This window comes from Snodgrassella sp. ESL0324, assembly GCF_013344955.1.
In the GTDB taxonomy this organism is placed as follows: domain Bacteria; phylum Pseudomonadota; class Gammaproteobacteria; order Burkholderiales; family Neisseriaceae; genus Snodgrassella; species Snodgrassella alvi.
Genome location: NZ_JAAEDS010000015.1, coordinates 40,317 through 56,359, shown reverse-complemented (window position 1 = coordinate 56,359; position 16,043 = coordinate 40,317). Strand labels below are relative to the sequence as shown.

16 protein-coding genes and 2 tRNA genes are annotated in these 16,043 nt (G+C 42.8%); 9 read left to right on the top strand and 9 right to left on the bottom strand.

What is annotated here, in order from left to right:
• Window positions 1-118: 118 nt before the first annotated feature.
• A complete protein-coding gene (locus tag GYY70_RS09995; RefSeq protein WP_174832260.1) occupies window positions 119-631 on the bottom strand; it encodes a ClbS/DfsB family four-helix bundle protein in 513 nt (170 codons plus the stop codon).
• Window positions 632-970: 339 nt separating this feature from the next.
• Here GYY70_RS09995 and GYY70_RS09990 point away from each other — a divergent pair, with 339 nt between their 5' ends.
• Genes GYY70_RS09990 through GYY70_RS09980 form a run of 3 tightly spaced genes read left to right on the top strand, consistent with a single transcriptional unit; the run spans window position 971 to window position 3,345 of the window.
• On the top strand, window positions 971-1,981 hold the full coding sequence (locus GYY70_RS09990) for a peptidase U32 family protein (RefSeq protein ID WP_078475417.1): 1,011 nt from the start codon (window positions 971-973) through the stop codon (window positions 1,979-1,981).
• Between the two features lie 16 nt (window positions 1,982-1,997).
• Window positions 1,998-2,921, top strand: coding sequence for a U32 family peptidase (locus GYY70_RS09985; RefSeq protein ID WP_174832321.1), 924 nt, complete (start codon window positions 1,998-2,000; stop codon window positions 2,919-2,921).
• Window positions 2,908-3,345, top strand: a complete 438-nt coding sequence (locus GYY70_RS09980) for an SCP2 domain-containing protein (protein ID WP_025331468.1) — start codon at window positions 2,908-2,910, stop codon at window positions 3,343-3,345. Before GYY70_RS09985 ends, GYY70_RS09980 begins: the two co-directional genes overlap by 14 nt.
• A gap of 75 nt (window positions 3,346-3,420) precedes the next feature.
• On the opposite strand, the gene ubiG is transcribed toward GYY70_RS09980, so the two are convergent.
• The 4 genes from ubiG to GYY70_RS09960 all read right to left on the bottom strand — a co-directional run bounded on the left by ubiG (window position 3,421) and on the right by GYY70_RS09960 (window position 8,746).
• Window positions 3,421-4,170 carry a bifunctional 2-polyprenyl-6-hydroxyphenol methylase/3-demethylubiquinol 3-O-methyltransferase UbiG gene (gene ubiG / locus GYY70_RS09975; RefSeq protein ID WP_174832259.1) on the bottom strand — a complete coding sequence of 250 codons (750 nt, stop codon included), beginning with the start codon at window positions 4,168-4,170 and terminating at the stop codon, window positions 3,421-3,423.
• Window positions 4,171-4,175: 5 nt separating this feature from the next.
• Complete coding sequence (locus tag GYY70_RS09970) at window positions 4,176-5,798, bottom strand: glycosyltransferase family 39 protein (RefSeq protein WP_238791927.1); 1,623 nt, start codon at window positions 5,796-5,798, stop codon at window positions 4,176-4,178.
• A 154-nt stretch (window positions 5,799-5,952) separates the two neighbouring features.
• Window positions 5,953-7,365, bottom strand: a complete 1,413-nt coding sequence (locus GYY70_RS09965; RefSeq protein WP_370521211.1) for an amino acid permease — start codon at window positions 7,363-7,365, stop codon at window positions 5,953-5,955.
• Between the two features lie 310 nt (window positions 7,366-7,675).
• The gene (locus GYY70_RS09960) at window positions 7,676-8,746 is read right to left on the bottom strand and encodes a metallophosphoesterase (protein WP_174832257.1); all 1,071 of its coding nucleotides are present in this window, start codon (window positions 8,744-8,746) and stop codon (window positions 7,676-7,678) included.
• Window positions 8,747-9,052: 306 nt separating this feature from the next.
• Between GYY70_RS09960 and GYY70_RS09955 the strand changes: the two genes are divergently transcribed.
• Window positions 9,053-9,128 (top strand) — tRNA-Arg (locus tag GYY70_RS09955).
• Window positions 9,129-9,442: 314 nt separating this feature from the next.
• Window positions 9,443-10,336 (top strand): DMT family transporter, encoded by an 894-nt coding sequence (locus GYY70_RS09950; RefSeq protein WP_174832256.1) that lies wholly within the window; start codon window positions 9,443-9,445, stop codon window positions 10,334-10,336.
• A 95-nt stretch (window positions 10,337-10,431) separates the two neighbouring features.
• Here the strand turns inward: GYY70_RS09950 and GYY70_RS09945 are convergent, their stop codons facing one another.
• The 3 genes from GYY70_RS09945 to GYY70_RS09935 form a co-directional block, all read right to left on the bottom strand.
• Window positions 10,432-10,755, bottom strand: a complete 324-nt coding sequence (locus GYY70_RS09945) for a rhodanese-like domain-containing protein (protein ID WP_041880359.1) — start codon at window positions 10,753-10,755, stop codon at window positions 10,432-10,434.
• Between the two features lie 789 nt (window positions 10,756-11,544).
• Window positions 11,545-11,772, bottom strand: a complete 228-nt coding sequence (locus GYY70_RS09940; protein ID WP_025331461.1) for a ChaB family protein — start codon at window positions 11,770-11,772, stop codon at window positions 11,545-11,547.
• A gap of 337 nt (window positions 11,773-12,109) precedes the next feature.
• Entirely contained in the window at window positions 12,110-12,766 is a 657-nt protein-coding gene (locus GYY70_RS09935; RefSeq protein ID WP_174832255.1) for a protein-L-isoaspartate O-methyltransferase, read from the bottom strand.
• Between the two features lie 588 nt (window positions 12,767-13,354).
• On the opposite strand from GYY70_RS09935, the gene tpiA reads away from it, so the two are divergent.
• From tpiA to GYY70_RS09915, 4 genes are all read left to right on the top strand, one after another.
• Window positions 13,355-14,110: a triose-phosphate isomerase gene (gene tpiA, locus GYY70_RS09930; RefSeq protein WP_174832254.1), complete on the top strand. Its 756-nt coding sequence runs from the start codon at window positions 13,355-13,357 to the stop codon at window positions 14,108-14,110.
• 14 nt (window positions 14,111-14,124) lie between these two features.
• A complete protein-coding gene (gene secG / locus GYY70_RS09925; RefSeq protein WP_174832253.1) occupies window positions 14,125-14,487 on the top strand; it encodes a preprotein translocase subunit SecG in 363 nt (120 codons plus the stop codon).
• 19 nt (window positions 14,488-14,506) lie between these two features.
• Window positions 14,507-14,592: transfer RNA gene (locus GYY70_RS09920), tRNA-Leu, on the top strand.
• A gap of 93 nt (window positions 14,593-14,685) precedes the next feature.
• Window positions 14,686-15,717: a site-specific integrase gene (locus GYY70_RS09915; protein ID WP_238791922.1), complete on the top strand. Its 1,032-nt coding sequence runs from the start codon at window positions 14,686-14,688 to the stop codon at window positions 15,715-15,717.
• On the opposite strand, the gene GYY70_RS09910 is transcribed toward GYY70_RS09915, so the two are convergent.
• Window positions 15,706-15,975 carry a hypothetical protein gene (locus GYY70_RS09910; RefSeq protein ID WP_084552645.1) on the bottom strand — a complete coding sequence of 90 codons (270 nt, stop codon included), beginning with the start codon at window positions 15,973-15,975 and terminating at the stop codon, window positions 15,706-15,708. The genes GYY70_RS09915 and GYY70_RS09910 overlap by 12 nt on opposite strands.
• Between the last annotated feature and the right edge of the window lie 68 nt (window positions 15,976-16,043).

Below are 16,043 nucleotides of genomic sequence, written 5' to 3'. Positions count from 1 at the left end.
TGATCATTTAATGAAAGGTCAAAAATAAAATTGTAATTAATAATAAGGCAATAATTATGTCTGAATCATATTCAGGTGCTATCTGGCTATCGTGACCAGATTATTGCTAATAATTAATTTATTCTTTTATCTGTTTCAATAATTTATTCAATCGTCCTGTGGCATTTTTATAAGGGGAGGAAGTATTAAACTGAATCATGCGTCCGCGTGTGTATTTTTCATGCCAAAGTGAGCCATACAGCTCTTCATTACTAAAGCTATCAATAAGTGAAATCAGATTCTTTTTGCTGGTCTCCAGAAGAGAGAGCAGCTGTTTGAAGTCGGTGATGTCCTGATAATCACGATAGAATTTCTGTGCCAGTAATCCCAGTTGATTCCATTTATATCCTGCTTCCGGAAAGGCAATTTTCTGCCCTGACTGTTCCTGTTTATGCCATGACAGTACCAGTTCTCCCCAGCCAATTAAATAAGACACAAGCTGTGCAGCACTCATCATTGTACCTTTAGCATGGCCTTCCATCAGAGGCAGATAGGCTTTCTGTTCAGGTACAGCAGCCAGCTTTTTGGTCAGTAGTGTATAGTTTTTATTAATTGCTTCAATTAGTTCCTGTTTAGATTCAGGTATTGCCATTTGGTTCTCCCTACCTTCAGACATTAACTATATGAACTATGCGGTACAGCATAACATATTTTGTGGCAGATAAATGGAAGTGCTATGGTGATTCGGAAAATAAAACTACGGCAAAAGGCAGCTTATTTAGACAATCATTCTTATGTTCACTGTTATTTTTATTAAACTTTTTATTTGTTTATGTATCTGTTGGTTAAATAAATATTAAAAATATTTTGATTTAATTTTTGCTTGTTTATTGTCAATAAATTCGATTGTATTAAATGTTTTAATCCTGCGTTTGTGCAGGTATTGATACCTGCTGATTGATGTTTTTATTTATGGGGTAGGTGAAAACAGATGAGTAGGAAAATACCTGAACTGGTTTGCCCGGCAGGTAATTTACCGGCGCTGAAAATGGCAGTAGACCATGGAGCGGATACGGTTTATATGGGGCTGAAGGATGCAACTAATGCACGTAATTTTGCCGGTCTGAATTTTGACTATAAGTCAGCCGCTGAGGGAATTGCTTATGCACATCAGTACGGGCGTAAGGTGCTGATGGCAATTAATACGTATGCACAGGCCGGCGATGTACTGAAATGGCAGCAGGCTGTGGATACAGCGGCTGAGCTGGGCGTGGATGCGGTTATTCTGGCTGATCTGGGGATGCTGGCTTATGCGCGAAAAACACATCCTCAGCTGGCATTGCATATGTCGGTACAGGGGTCGGCTACAAATTATGAGGCGATTAATCTGGCTCAGGAGCTGTTTGGTATCAAACGGGTGGTATTGCCGCGGGTGCTGACTTTACCTCAGGTGGAACAGGTAATTAAACATACTTCTGTGGAAATTGAGGTGTTCGGGTTTGGCAGTTTGTGTGTGATGGTAGAGGGACGCTGTCTGCTTTCAAGTTATGTGACGGGAGAGTCGCCTAATACCTTCGGTGTGTGTTCACCGGCAAAATATGTTCGCTGGGAGCAGCATAACAACGGGATGGATGCGCGGCTGAATAATATTCTGATTGACCGGTATGGTGTGGATGAGCCGGCCGGTTATCCGACTTTGTGCAAAGGGAGGTTTCAGGTAAATCAGGAAACGTATTATGCGCTGGAAGAACCAACCAGTCTGAATGTTATAGAAATTTTGCCGCAATTGCTGGAAATCGGTGTGGCGGCGATTAAGGTGGAAGGCAGGCAGCGCAGTCCGGCCTATACAGCTCAGGTCACTAAGGTATTACGGCAGGCTCTGGATATGGCAATACAAAGTCCGGAACAGTTCAGTGTTAATCCGTTGTGGCAGCAGGCACTGGCCAAAGTCTCAGAAGGCCAGCAGGTAACGCTGGGTGCTTATAACCGGCCGTGGAAATGATAAAGGAATGTGGATGATGCAACAGGGTAAACTGGCTATATCGTTAGGGCCGATTCTGTTTTTCTGGCATAAGCAGCAGATTGTGGATTTTTACCGGCAGATGGCTGAGCAGCCACTAAAAACGGTTTATATGGGTGAGACGGTATGTTCCCGCCGGCAGGAGCTGAAAGTAGCCGACTGGATTGATTTGGCTCATGATGTGGCTGCCAGCGGGCATGAGGTGATTTTATCTTCACAGGTGCTGCTGGAGAGTGAATCTGATTTAAAGCGGCTGCGTAAACTGACAGAACAAGCTGATTTTCAGGTAGAGGCTAATGATCTTGCTGCGGTGAGGCTGCTGCATGCAAAGGGAATTACTTTTGTTGCGGGGCAGGCACTGAATATTTATAACGAGCAGACGCTGGCATTGATGCAGTCGCTGGGGGCTTATCGCTGGATTGCTCCGGTTGAGCTGGGCGCAGAACGGCTGGCCAAGATGATTGCGGCAGTGCCGGATATGACCTGTGAGGTATTTGGCTGGGGAAAATTGCCGTTGGCTTATTCTTCACGCTGTTTTACCGCACGGCATTACAATCTGAAAAAAGACAGTTGTGAATTCAAATGTCTGGAACATGCTGATGGTCTGCTACTGAATACACGCGAAAAACAGGCTTTTCTGACTATTAACGGGATTCAGACAATGTCTGCCGGCTATCATTCTTTACTCGCCAGTTATCAGCAGCTGATGGCTATTGGTGTGAAATATTTAAGAATTTCTCCGCAAAAAGAGTATATGGCGGAAGTGATTGAATTGCATCAGCAGGTTCTGGACGGGGCAAAAAAAGCAACTTCTGCTTTATCTGAGCTCAAAATGCATGCAGGTAATGTACTGGTGGATGGTTACTGGCATGGTAAAGCCGGAATTAATCAATGCGAAGGGATGATACATGCAGGTGCCTGATAAAGTAATGCCGGTATTTTTGAAAAAGATAATTTCAGTACTGCCGGCAAAACCACCGGCATGGGTATTGGTTAATACCTTAAATCAGTTACTCAGAAGAGAGATATTACTGGCAGATATGTCTTTGCTGGCCGGACGTCATTTCCGGATTGTGGTATCGGATTTGGGGCTGGATTTATGTTTCAGTGCCGACAACGAGCGTTTTATGGCTGCTGATGCTGCTGGTGTAGTGGATTTGTGTCTGAGTGCCAATACCGCCGATTTTATGAAAATGCTGTTGCGCCAGGAAGATCCGGATACGCTGTTTTTCAATCGCCGGCTGAAAATCGAGGGTGATACAGAACTGGGATTGGTGGTAAAAAATCTGCTCGACAGTATTGACTGGTCGACTGTTCCTGTTATGAAGTCACTGGTAGGGCAGTAGCTACAGGCGGTGATTCAGGAACTGTTACAGCAGCCGGTATCTGGTTATGATACCGGCTTTTTAAACAGGCTGTTATTAATCTAAAGGACGGCGGCAGGCAATCATGTAATTGACATCCAGACTGTCGGTAAGGTGATAGCGTCTGGTTAACGGGTTGTAGGTAAAGCCACTGCTACCCAGCCATTCCAGACCAGCCTGACGACACAGGCGTGCCAGTTCTGCCGGTGTGATGAATTTGCGGTGATCATGGGTGCCATGCGGCATCAGTTGCAAGATGTATTCTGCTGCAAAGATGGCTTGCATATATGATTTGATATTGCGGTTGATAGTGGAAAAACAAACTACGCCGCCAGGTTCAACTAATTGTGCGCAGGCATGCACTACACTGCCCGGATCGGGTACATGTTCCAGCATCTCCATACAGGTAACTGCTCCGAAGCCGGCCGGCATTTCTGCGGCTAAATCTTCTACACTGACCATACGGTAGCTTACGTTGCCGACATGTTCCTGCATAGCGTGTAACTGGGCGATTTTCAGGGATTTTTTGGCTAAATCGATACCAGTAACGCTGCTGGCACCGGCTTTTGCCATGGCTTCGCTCAGAATTCCGCCGCCGCAGCCTACATCCAGTATATCTTTACCGGCCAGCCGGGCATAACTATCAATAAAACTGAGCCGCAAGGGATTAATGTCATGCAGAGGTTTAAACTCGCTCTCTTTATCCCACCACTTATGTGCCAGCTGGCTGAATTTGTCGATTTCGCCGGCATCGACGTTGGCGGGTGTGGCCGGCAGACTGGTTTGTTGCTCTACTGGAGTATTCATAATTGTTATTCCTTTGTTGCAGTGGATTTAACCCACAAGGCGATGATGTTGTTTTTTTCACGCGGACGGGCACCAGACCAGATTTCATGCCATTCAGGCGGCGGAGTGGTTTTGGAGTCTCTGCTGATTAGACGATAGTTACAGTGCGGATTATCCGGCAGCAGAGGAATCCAGCTATATTGCTGCCATGCAATACGCATGCTAAAGCTATTCTGGTTAACACTGATGCAGTCATGCATATTAATAAAAGCCTGTTGTTGTTCTTCGCTCAGACTGTTTTGCATTTGCTGGACAACCGGCCGGGCGGATTTGGCTGCATCCAGCCATGGTAAGAACAGAGTAAGCAGCAGTGACCACACCAGTAATACGCCGGCAGCCCAGTTAGTGACTGCCTGTCTGCCGCGGATATGCTGGCGGGTAATGGCCCATAGCCATAATGGTGTCAGTACGCAGGCAACAATTACCGGAAAGTAGTTTACATCGTAGCGGTAGTACGGGCTGAAATAAACTGCACGTTCGGCCAGTTTGGCCGGCCAGCCGTAATTCATGGCAATAAAGCCCAGCCAGAGAAATACAGCCAGAAAGCCGAAAGCCATAATGCCGAACCAGTTGAGAAATGCTATGGCGTTGCGACGCAGAGCATCCAGCTGTGCTGCTCCTAATACAGCCAGCGGTGGCAGGAGAAATACTAATAAATCCTGATATTGCTGTGGCAGCAGAGCAAATACAAGCAGAGACAGGCTCAGCCAGATAATACCGAGAATACCCCAGCGCAGATTGTTCAGTTTGCAGCGTGTGGCTGTCCAGATGGCTAATGGCCATGCAGGGAAAGCAAACCAGATAAGATTTTTCAGGTAATACCCAAGTGAGAAATGTGCCTCAAAATGGCGGAAACCGCCGAATGGTGCGAGGGCATGGTATTGCCACCACAAATTGAATATATTGGCAGCGGTCTGATGTAAGGCCAGTGGCCAGATCAGCATCAGCGGTAAAGCACAGAGCAGGGAGATGAGTAATACCAGATGGTAGCGCCGGCTTTGCCATTTCGAATGCAGCAGCAGACTGAATGCGATCAGAATCAGCAATAGTGGCCAGAGTAAACTGCCGGTTAAAGACAGAACTGCCAGACCGCCGCCGAGCATCATGCTGGCCATCATAATACGCCGTTCCGCCAGCGCAAAACCATACCAGCACATGGATGCACCAAGACAGAGAATCATGCTGTCGTTAATAAAGTGTGCCGGTATCAGCAGACCGGTACATCCTAATAAAATCAGTACCGCAATCCGGCCGTAGCCTCGCCCGAGAAATTCTCGCGCAGAACCGCCAATACAGGAAAACGTGAGTACTATAAGGATAACATTGGTAAGACGGGTGGCTTCATAGACATCCATCTGTTTCGGGCTGAATAAGTGCTGACATAAGACTGCCAGCCATGTATATAACGGAGAAGCTTCCCAGTTTATCTCACCAAAAATAGTCGGAACTGCCCAGTTTGAAGTTTGCCACTGACTGACGGTAGTAAACAGATAAGGTTCACCCGGTGTCCATAAATCATGATGCAGTACACCCGGCCACAGCCACACAAATACCAGTAACAGCAGCAGCCATGAACGTTTTTTGTTCATGTGAGGTGAACTGCCGGATTTTGCGGGGGTATAGGTAAGCATGAGATTCTGACTGCAATAAATGATAAATCAACGGGCTTAATGTTAGCTGAAAATGCAGCAGGCAGCCAGTTGTGGCTGCCTGTAGTCTGTATGATTAATGTAAATACCGGTTTTAATCGATATGTTTGCTGAGATTCACCTGGTCGAGAGGTACTTTGCGAGTATGGTAGCGTAACTTGTGATACAGATAGAATGCTGCGAATACCGGCAGCCCCATATAGGTGATGGCAAAGCGCTGCCATTTAAAATCACCATGCAATAGTAACTGACTATCCTGTCCGATTATCACCAGAATACACAGTAAAAGCGCCAAAATGGGGCCGAACGGAAACCATTTGGCACGATAAACCAGAGAATTCACATCATTACCCTGCCGCACAAAAGCACGCCGGAAACGATAGTGGCTGATGGCAATACCCAGCCAGGCAATAAAACCGGTAAGACCGGATGCCGCAACAATGTATTCGTATGCACCTTCATCGACACTTTCCAGCAGGAAAATAGCCAGTACGACAATTGCTGTTGCCAGCAGTGCCAGTACAGGTACACCGCGACGGTTTACTTCAGCAAAAGTGCGGTGAGCCATGCCGTCTTTACCCATTGCATACAACATACGGGTAGATGCATAAAGACCGGAATTGCCGGCAGAAAGAATAGAAGTCAGAATCACAGTGTTCATTATGGCTGCGGCAAAAGCCAGACCGGCACGCTCAAATACCAGTGTAAAGGGCGATTTTGCAACCTGATCCACATCTGCACCAAGCAGAGCATCGCTGTTATAAGGAATAAGCAGACCAATTACCAGCATGGCCAGAATATAAAAAATCAGAATGCGCCAGAAAACCTGTTTGATTGCTTTGGGAATACTTTCCTGCGGGTTTTCTGACTCACCGGCAGTAATACCGATAAGTTCTGTTCCCTGAAATGAGAAACCGGCAATCAGAAATACACCGAGTACGGTAAAAAATCCGCCCGACCAGCCATGTCCGAGAATCGGTGCATCGCCGATAGTGAAATTACTTAAGCCTATATACTGACCGCCAAGAATACCGAAAATAGTCAGTACACCCACGCCCAGAAACACAATTACCGTAACTACTTTAATCAGAGCAAACCAGTATTCTGATTCGCCGTAGGCCCGTACAGATAAAATATTCAGCAGAAACACGAGAGAAAAAAACAGCAGACTCCAGCTCCATGCCGGCATAAAGCGCAATGGTTCCCAGTAGGTAATGACCAATGAAGCTATGGAAATATCGGCTGCAACGGTAATCACCCAGTTAAACCAGTAGTTCCAGCCCAATGCAAATCCCAGTGACGGATCCACAAAACGGGCGGCATAGGTAGAGAAGGAACCGGAGGTAGGCAGATAAGTTGCCATTTCCCCGAGCGAGGTCATCAGGAAATACACCATAACCCCGATAGCCATATAGGCGAGCAGTGCTCCTCCCGGCCCGGCATCGTGAATGGCACTGCCGCTGGCCATGAATAATCCCGTACCAATACTGCCGCCAATGGCAATCATTGACAGATGGCGGGTTTTCAGATGGCGTTTAACTTGATTGGAAGAGGAGTTGGCGTCTGTCATTCTGGTATTGAGTAAATAATCTCTGGTATACATGAATGTATGGCAGTATCCGGCATACATTCATTACTCTGATACCGGCATAATGATGCAACGGCACCATCTGAAACAATGTCCAGTGTGCTATACCAAAGTGGATTGCAGATTAATGTATAAACAGCATTTGCCGGAGTTATTATCCTTTTTGCATATACTGTTTTGCTGTAAAAACATTCATTATAACAAATGTATTGCTGACTGGCAGGATTATTCAGCGATTGCGTTCAGCAGGGCAGTATTTACCACTATTTAACATGATGAGATTTTCCGGCCAGCGCAATGCGGCCAGATGCATCCGGCTGTCTGCCGGTAAGATGGCATTTTTGCGCTCGCGCCAGCGGGCACCTATGGAAAAATCCACACAGAATACCTGTTGCTGCTTACCCAGCCAGTGAGTCGGCGGTTCCGGAAACAGATCTTTGCGATGTTCGGCCACGCCTGCTGTACCATACCAGCTGCGCCAGTAATGCCCGATAATTACCGCCACCGGATCAGTATATTGCTGCCACCACGGTTTTCTTACCGTGAATCGCCAGCGGCCGTTTATATAAAATGGTTGCTGAGTTAAAGCCTGAATACCGCTGGTCAGTGCACGTATGGGATTATGGCAGCTACGTAATAAATCATAATGAGCAACACCGGGCTGAAATGGCATGGTGTAGTTTTCATCTTCCAGTTCTGTTTTTAGCTGCTGTGTTTCCTGTATATAAGATTCGTACCATTCAGTCTGACGGAAATCATCAAAAAAACGGCTCTCCCAGTAGTGATACTGTTTAATCAGAGATTTTTCACCACAATGAATCAGTTTATCAATGCTTTCCGGCAGCCATGCGGCATGAACAATGCGTAAATCGTCGCGTTGCAGAATCAATGGCCATTGTGCCATGGTTTCCTGTAGTTGCCTGCGCTTGTCTTTCGGATAATGCTGCCATGGTGCAAAACGTGTTTCGTCCTGCGGACGGTTGTCAAAATACCAGCCCGAACCGTCTTTAGGATCATCAATCAATAAATTCAGTTCATGATTGCCAATAATGGTAAATGCATTTTCAGCTGCGACTGCTTGAATTACCCAGTCTAGTACAGCCGGACTATCCGGTCCGCGATCACATAAATCGCCGACAAATACCAGTTTTCTGCCATGTTTATGCCGTCCGTTCTCATCATAACCGAGAAAGTGCAATAATTGCTGTAAAGCTTCCCACTCCCCATGCACATCACCAATAATATCCAGTGCAGTACTGGCAGGAAGAGGACGGATAAATGAACATGAATCAGAATACATATATGTGGCCTGTTAAACAGACCTGACAGCTGTCTGTAGGAATATTTCTTTGTTATAAAACAAAATTTAATGCACCAAAGTTATTAAACATAGCACAAAAATTTTACGTATGCCAAATTTACTGCAATTAATCTCTCATTTTGTGTGATTATTACCAGTATGAATAAAAATATGAATAAAATATTTAATTTCATATGGTTGCTTTTTAGAAACAGGCAGAGGATAATTTTTATGTTATATGGGTATAGATTGCTTTTGCCAAACTGTCTGATTTGGGCTAAAATCTGCCACTCTTAATATTTATCAGCATCCATAGCTCAGTTGGAAGAGTGTCGGTTTCCGAAGCCGGAGGTCACAGGTTCGATCCCTGTTGGGTGCACCAGAATTTTTTTAAGGGCTTTTAGTTTTACTAAAAGCCCTTAAATTTTATGTGTATCAATTATTTTTGTTGATAAAGATATTTGATTTTAAATAACCTGTTACATTCTTTAATCATCAAATTATAATTGTTGCTATCATAATGTATTCATAATTATTTATCATATTGTTACAAAGACATTGAGTAATACATTCTGAACCATTTGCCTTACCGGAAAAAATTTATTAATTATTTAATTTAATATCAATAAAAGTTCAAACTGTTCTGGATAAAAAAATTCTGATGGTATTTGATTTGTCTAAATAGAGAGATTTTTCATGCTAGTGTCAAAAAAAGCCCAAGGGCATTTGATTGCGTTGTTTACGATATTTATCTGGGGAACAACCTATATTTCCACCAAGGTTTTACTGACAGAATTCAAACCTATAGAAATTCTATTTTTCCGATTTATGCTGGGTTACTTTACTCTGTGGATTCTGGCTCCTCATTTTTTGAGCTGGCAGGGCATCAGGAAAGAGCTTTTGTTTATGGCTGCCGGTTTTTGTGGAGTCACCTGCTATTTTTTATGTGAGAATATTGCATTAACTTATACAACAGCTTCTAATGTGGGTGTAATCGCCAGTCTGGCTCCGGTATTTACCGCCATTTTAGCGATGTTCTTTTTAAAAGCAGAAACACCTTCTCTGCGTTTTTATATTGGCTGTCTGCTGGCAGTTTTTGGTGTGGTCTTAATTAGTTTTAATGGTAAGTTTGTTCTCTCTCTGAATCCGCTCGGTGATTTTCTGGCAGTTGTAGCCTGTCTGTTCTGGGCTGGTTATTCGATTTTAACCAAAAAAAGCAGCAGTTTTGATTGCAATATTATTTTACTGACCAGACGCTTCTTTTTTTATGGCTTGATTCTGATGTTGCCTGCATTGTATTTATTTAATTTTGAATGGGGACTGGTACGTTTTTACAAGCCGGTTAATATGCTTAATATCCTGTTTCTAGGAGTAGGTGCTTCTGCAATCTGCTTTGTTTCATGGAATTATGCGGTTAAGTTAGTCGGGGCTGTTAAAATCAGTATTTATATTTATTTAGTTCCTATTATTACAATAATCAGTGCGGTACTTATTTTGAAAGAACCATTTAACTTAATTGCTGCTGTGGGTACATTGCTGACACTAAGTGGTGTGGTATTGTCACAGGGTAAGAGGAGTAAAAAACAGTAATTACTATGTATTCTGATGATGATTAGAATTTTACTGTGCCAAAAAAAGCTCCGTGAATTAAGGAGCTTTTCAATTTAAATTGTCAATGCTGATAATTAATAGGTTGGTACACTTGCATCTACATCATGTGACCATGCATTGATACCGCCGTTGAGGTTATAGAGATTTTCAAAGCCAGCTTCCTGCAGATATAAAGCTACCTGCATGCTGCGCATACCAAGGTGGCAATATAAGACGATGGGTTTATCATCCGGTAATTCATTCTGGCGTAAGGGAATCATATTCATCGGAATATGTATAGAGCCGGGTATGGCTGCATACTGAACTTCATTATCTTCCCGAACGTCAAGTAAGACAAAATCCTGATTTTGCTGTTGCCATTGCTGCAATTGAACAGCGTTCAATGTTTGGATACTCATATTATAAACTGATGTGTGAAATGTCATTTATGGTTTAAATTATAGAAACTGATTTATTTCTGAGATTCTATTCGTACGTATTCAACCATAAAATTGGATAAGTTATCTACCTTAATATATTCTCTTACTATAGTAAGAGTAATTTAAGCGTTTAGATTATTACGATTATATTGCTTAATCAAAAATCTTCCGTTTGTTTTTTGTCTTAAACTGAGTCAGCATTCATAATTTAAAGCTCTTGCTAAAATGGTGATAAAAATCTTCATTTGAAAGTTTCTGACAAACCATCTTGAAACTCCATCATGGTTTTATCTCTTTTCAGTTTATTCTGTCTGACTTTTTAGTATGTCCTATTTCTAATAAGAAATTCACTGTCTCAGTATGTGGTTTTAGAGGAAAGTAATGCCTATACCGCGCTAATTACGACAATGTTTTGTTAAATGGCATATATATAATCACTATAGTTCTAGTGATGGTTGATAGTAATCAGACGATAACTGAAAGAGGATAAGACCAAAGCAGGTTTTGGTTTGATACATAAAATGTAATATTGACTAGTGCTTTATCTAGCAGGAAAAAGTCTAGCGGGCAGGATGGTAAACGCAATGTGTTCTTATAATTATCATTTGATATACACACTATGCTTTGGAAAAGAGACTTACACCTGCATCCCGACAGTGTAATTAAAATAGAGTCAACAAATTGATTGCCTTAAATACAGGTTTGCGCTGCTTTTTTGTCGTTTACTTTTGCAGATTATTGCTGGTGGTATTAAGGCAATCTCATAGATTATTTCGGCTGCCACTTGCCATCTTTACCTTTATGGTAAGTTTTTTCTACTGCCGCCCACGCAACTTTATATGCAATGGTTTCGGCATCGCTGTTATCACGGCGTTTTTTCGGATCCTGATATTCCTGAATTGCGTGATTAAAAGCTTCTTTGAAAATATCCTGTGCATGTTCAGGCAATGCCTGTTTTACTGCTGCCGGTAAATCTGCACGAGTTTGATAAGGCATGATTCTGCTCCTGAAGATAAAATTATTTTAAATATTACCAGAGCAATGAAATAAGTATTCGAAATTTCGGAATATCTTTTTTATTTTACAGTTTTTAAAACAATGTGTTGCTGTTTTTCAATATACCGGCTTATGGTTGCCGGGATTGCTATTTAAAGTAGTATCAGACAAAAAAATAAAAAATAAATTTATCTGTTAAATACTGATATTAATTAAAGTTTGCGGATGATTATTGATAGCCTGTCAGGTGTATATTGTCTTAAAAAAAAGAATTTTCTGATAGCAGCACAATTTTCAAAATGATAAATTGTGCTGCTTATTTTGAATTAAAGCTTGTTCAGAATTTAAACTGACTTGGTGCAGGTATTTCTAAGCTATGTAGAGCTGGTGCTACAGTTTCAAATAAAACAGTTTCTTTAAGCTGATTATTCTGGCGTTCAAATAAAATAGCACGCATTACCGGTGCTTCACCGATAATAGCAACCATGCGCCCATCCTCTGCCAGCTGATCCAGTAATAAATCAGGTAGTTTTGGTAATGAACCACCAACATAAATGGCACTGAATGGTGCACCGGGGAGTTTGTCCGCCAATCCATCACAGGTTTTATAGCTGATATTAGTATAGTCCATATCGCTAAGTATTAACTGGGCGCGCTGTTGTTGTTCAGCATCAATATCAACACTGATTACTTTACCGGCCATTTTTGCCAGTATGGCTGTAGCATAGCCGGAACCTGTGCCGATTTCTACTACAGTATCGGTCAGATTAAGTTTCAGTGCCTGAATCATTCTGGCTACGACTTTGGGTTCAAGCATTTTGCCACCGTTAGCCAGCCCGAGAGCCTGATCTGTATAGGCTACTTCCTGCTGCTGTGGCAGGACAAAACGTTCACGCGGAATGTCGGACAGGACATCCAGTAAATCAAAATCTAATACGTCCCAAGGACGGATTTGCTGCTCAACCATGTTATAGCGGGCGGTATTGAAATCCATGTCTGCTCCGAAATGCTGATACCCGCCGGGCGGGTGGAATAGTAAGTAGGTTCAGAAAAGCAATATGCTCTGTTATTAGGCTATTGTATACGAATATAGTTTAAGTGAATTATAAAACTATTTACGGTGCGGCAGTAGGGTATTGGTTAATCAATTCTGCTGTTCAGATTAAAGGTAGTCTGACAGAATCATGTCTGATGCTTTTTCTGGTATGGAAAAAATCATACGGCTATTTATTCAATACGATATAAGATAATTGTTTTTAATTTGTTTTTATCTGTTTTTTTGCAGATAAGTAGATTTCCTTATGGCTGTTTTCTATTATTTTCTTTCTATTAGAAGATATAAAGAATAAATCTGGTCAACAGAATTATTTTGATGAAGTTAAGACAATATTTACCTTGGGTTAAATGTATATAGTTGCAGTTAAACATGTGCTTAATTCTGAGTAATGACAAGGCACAAATGGTAATTTTCCGTTACAATGCCGCCATTTTAAAGCTGAAGCTAATTTATGGCATGAATAATAGCTTTCTGTCATAGCCATACGCTCAGGTTTGGCATGTTATTTGTCTTAAGGGAAAATATATGTGGCAGCAAAAGTGGGTAATAGGCAATTGGAAAATGAACGGCAGTAATGCAACTAACCGCACGCTGCTGCAAGAATTGCTTCAACCTGTAAACGCAGCTGCGGCACAGGTATATTGTGGTATTGCCGCCCCGAATGTTTATCTTGCCGGTATCAAAGAATTTGCTGCCAATACAGCACTGGCTGTAGGTGCGGAAGATGTCAGCCGGTTTGCTGTTAATGGTGCTTTTACCGGTGAAGTAAGTGCACAGATGCTGGCTGATGTCGGAGCACAGTTTGTGCTGGTCGGACACTCGGAGCGCAGACAGTATTTTCAGGAAGATAATACTATTCTGCTGGAAAAGATGCAGAACAGTATTGCAGCAGGATTGCTGCCTATTTTGTGTGTAGGCGAAACACTTGCCGAACGGGAAGCCGGACAGGAAGAGCAGGTAGTAGCTGCACAGTTGTCATTGCTGGCAGAGGCGGGTCTGAGTGAAGTGGTGGTGGCATATGAGCCGGTATGGGCAATAGGGACGGGGAAAGTTCCGGTTACAGAACAGATTGCCGCCATGCATGAGTTAATTTACCGGCAAATCTTGTCTTTATGTGGTAAAGATGTTAAAATCCGCGTCCTTTATGGCGGTAGTGTCAATGCGGGCAACGCGGCTGAAATTCTGGCTGTGTCACATGTTGACGGTGCTCTGGTTGGCGGTGCCTCATTGCAGGCTGACAGTTTTGCCGCTATTATTCAGGCTGCATATGCGCCTGCTTGATAAAAGTTGATATCATGGAAGCATTTAAAACCCTTATTTTAATCGTGAATATTTTTGCGGCGCTGAGTGTTATTGTGCTGGTGCTGATGCAGCAGGGCAAAGGTGCTGATGCGGGCGCGGCATTTGGTTCCGGTAGTGCTCAGGGTGTTTTTGGTGCAGCCGGCAATGCAAATTTCCTCAGTCGCAGTACAGCAATTGCTGCTACTGTATTCTTTGTTACCTGTTTAGCCTTAGGCTATATTTCCACACACCGGCACAGCGGGCTGGATTTTAGTAATGTGAAACCGAAGCAACAGGTAGTAGTACCGGCAGCCACACCTGCCAGTGCGCCAGCCGTACCGGCAAAACCGGTACAAAAACCGCTGATACCGGAATAAACAGTTTTTACAGTTAATTGCCGACATGGTGAAATTGGTAGACACGCCATCTTGAGGGGGTGGTGACCTCAGGTCGTACGAGTTCGAGTCTCGTTGTCGGCACCATATATGTTATTAGAAATAATAACTTACAAGGGTATTGTGACAAATTTGTGACAATACCCTTTTTCTATATAGCAACTTTCAAACGTCACTGTTTTGGGTTATGGTACGCCCTCTTTATTCAGTTTCTTTAATTCTATGGCTTCTATCTTCAAACGTGGGCAAAAATTTACAGCACGTGTTCGCCTTAAAGGCAAAGAAATAACTAAAACGTTTTCTTCTAAAGCAGAGGCGCGAGAGTGGGCGGCGCAAGCTGAATCAGATATCAATAACCGCCGCCTAGGACTTACTCCTAAAAATATTACAGTCGGCGACCTCATCAGACGCTATCTGCAAGAAGTAACGCCCTCCAAGCGCGGAAGCAGAAGTGAGACGCTTAGACTAAATAGAGTTTTAAAAACAGATTTAGCCAATGTTCTTGCTTCGGAGCTTATGCCCGTTCACATTGCCCAATGGCGTGATGATCGTCTGAAGCAGGTTCAATCTCCCAGCGTTGCTCGCGAATTAACCACTATTTCTAGTGTATTTAAATATGCGATGAAAGAGTGGAATCTGATCAATGATAATCCGGTAACTAAAATAACCCGTCCGCCCTCAAACAAGCCACGCACCCGGCGACCAACAGAGGAAGAAATAAACCGTATCTGTATGTGGTGCATGTATGACGAAGATACGCCGCCAAAATTAACAATACAGCGTGTTGCATTGGCTTTCTTGTTTGCAATTGAAACAGCTATGCGCGCAAACGAGTTATGCAGTCTGGTCTGGGATGATATAGATTTTAGTCGACGAGTTGCGCATTTGGAGGTGACAAAGAATGGTTATTCTCGCGATGTCCCGCTATCCAAAAAAGCAATAAAGCTACTTTATCAACTTCAATCTGTTAATTTGCTATCTGTGTTTGACCTTAGTGCTGATTCATTAAGTACGTTATTTCGGCGCGCCCGTGATTCTTGCGGAATTTCAGATTTACATTTTCATGATTCTCGGCGCGAGGCATTAACTAGAATGTCGAAAAAGGTTAATGTAATGGATTTAGCCAAAATTTCCGGGCATAGAGATATAAAGATTCTGCTTAATACATATTATGCTCCAGACGCAGCTAATCTGGCGGATTTACTTGATTAATTGCTTACGCTTAGCATAAGCCTTTACCTCTGTAGGAATCCATAGAGAGTAGGCGGTTTTATTAACTTTAACAGGTGGCGGAAAATCAGGTTTACAGGCAATGCGGCTTTTGAAGTGACCAACTGAACAGGAAAAATATTGTGCGCATCTATCTGCATTCCATAAATTGCTATTATCATTCTGGGCATTAATGAGCATGTCTATCTTGTTTAAAAGTGTAGTAAAAAAATCACTTATATCATTTTGTGTAGTTTGCATTTTGTCACCTGCTAATAAAAAACCAGCTATTGCTGGGACGTGTTCATTAATAATGCTTAATTAAAAAG

Bases quoted from the DNA above. Each gene is read 5' to 3' on its own strand.
- tpiA (WP_174832254.1), top strand. From the start codon at position 13,355: ATGTGGCAGCAAAAGTGGGTAATAGGCAATTGGAAAATGAACGGCAGT.
- GYY70_RS09940 (WP_025331461.1), bottom strand. From the start codon at position 11,772: ATGCCTTATCAAACTCGTGCAGATTTACCGGCAGCAGTAAAACAGGCA.
- GYY70_RS09935 (WP_174832255.1), bottom strand. From the start codon at position 12,766: ATGGATTTCAATACCGCCCGCTATAACATGGTTGAGCAGCAAATCCGT.
- GYY70_RS09995 (WP_174832260.1), bottom strand. From the start codon at position 631: ATGGCAATACCTGAATCTAAACAGGAACTAATTGAAGCAATTAATAAA.
- ubiG (WP_174832259.1), bottom strand. From the start codon at position 4,170: ATGAATACTCCAGTAGAGCAACAAACCAGTCTGCCGGCCACACCCGCC.
- GYY70_RS09980 (WP_025331468.1), top strand. From the start codon at position 2,908: ATGCAGGTGCCTGATAAAGTAATGCCGGTATTTTTGAAAAAGATAATT.
- GYY70_RS09965 (WP_370521211.1), bottom strand. From the start codon at position 7,365: ATGATTGCCATTGGCGGCAGTATTGGTACGGGATTATTCATGGCCAGC.
- GYY70_RS09960 (WP_174832257.1), bottom strand. From the start codon at position 8,746: ATGTATTCTGATTCATGTTCATTTATCCGTCCTCTTCCTGCCAGTACT.
- GYY70_RS09970 (WP_238791927.1), bottom strand. From the start codon at position 5,798: ATGAACAAAAAACGTTCATGGCTGCTGCTGTTACTGGTATTTGTGTGG.
- GYY70_RS09910 (WP_084552645.1), bottom strand. From the start codon at position 15,975: ATGCAAACTACACAAAATGATATAAGTGATTTTTTTACTACACTTTTA.
- GYY70_RS09990 (WP_078475417.1), top strand. From the start codon at position 971: ATGAGTAGGAAAATACCTGAACTGGTTTGCCCGGCAGGTAATTTACCG.
- GYY70_RS09945 (WP_041880359.1), bottom strand. From the start codon at position 10,755: ATGAGTATCCAAACATTGAACGCTGTTCAATTGCAGCAATGGCAACAG.
- GYY70_RS09985 (WP_174832321.1), top strand. From the start codon at position 1,998: ATGCAACAGGGTAAACTGGCTATATCGTTAGGGCCGATTCTGTTTTTC.
- secG (WP_174832253.1), top strand. From the start codon at position 14,125: ATGGAAGCATTTAAAACCCTTATTTTAATCGTGAATATTTTTGCGGCG.
- GYY70_RS09950 (WP_174832256.1), top strand. From the start codon at position 9,443: ATGCTAGTGTCAAAAAAAGCCCAAGGGCATTTGATTGCGTTGTTTACG.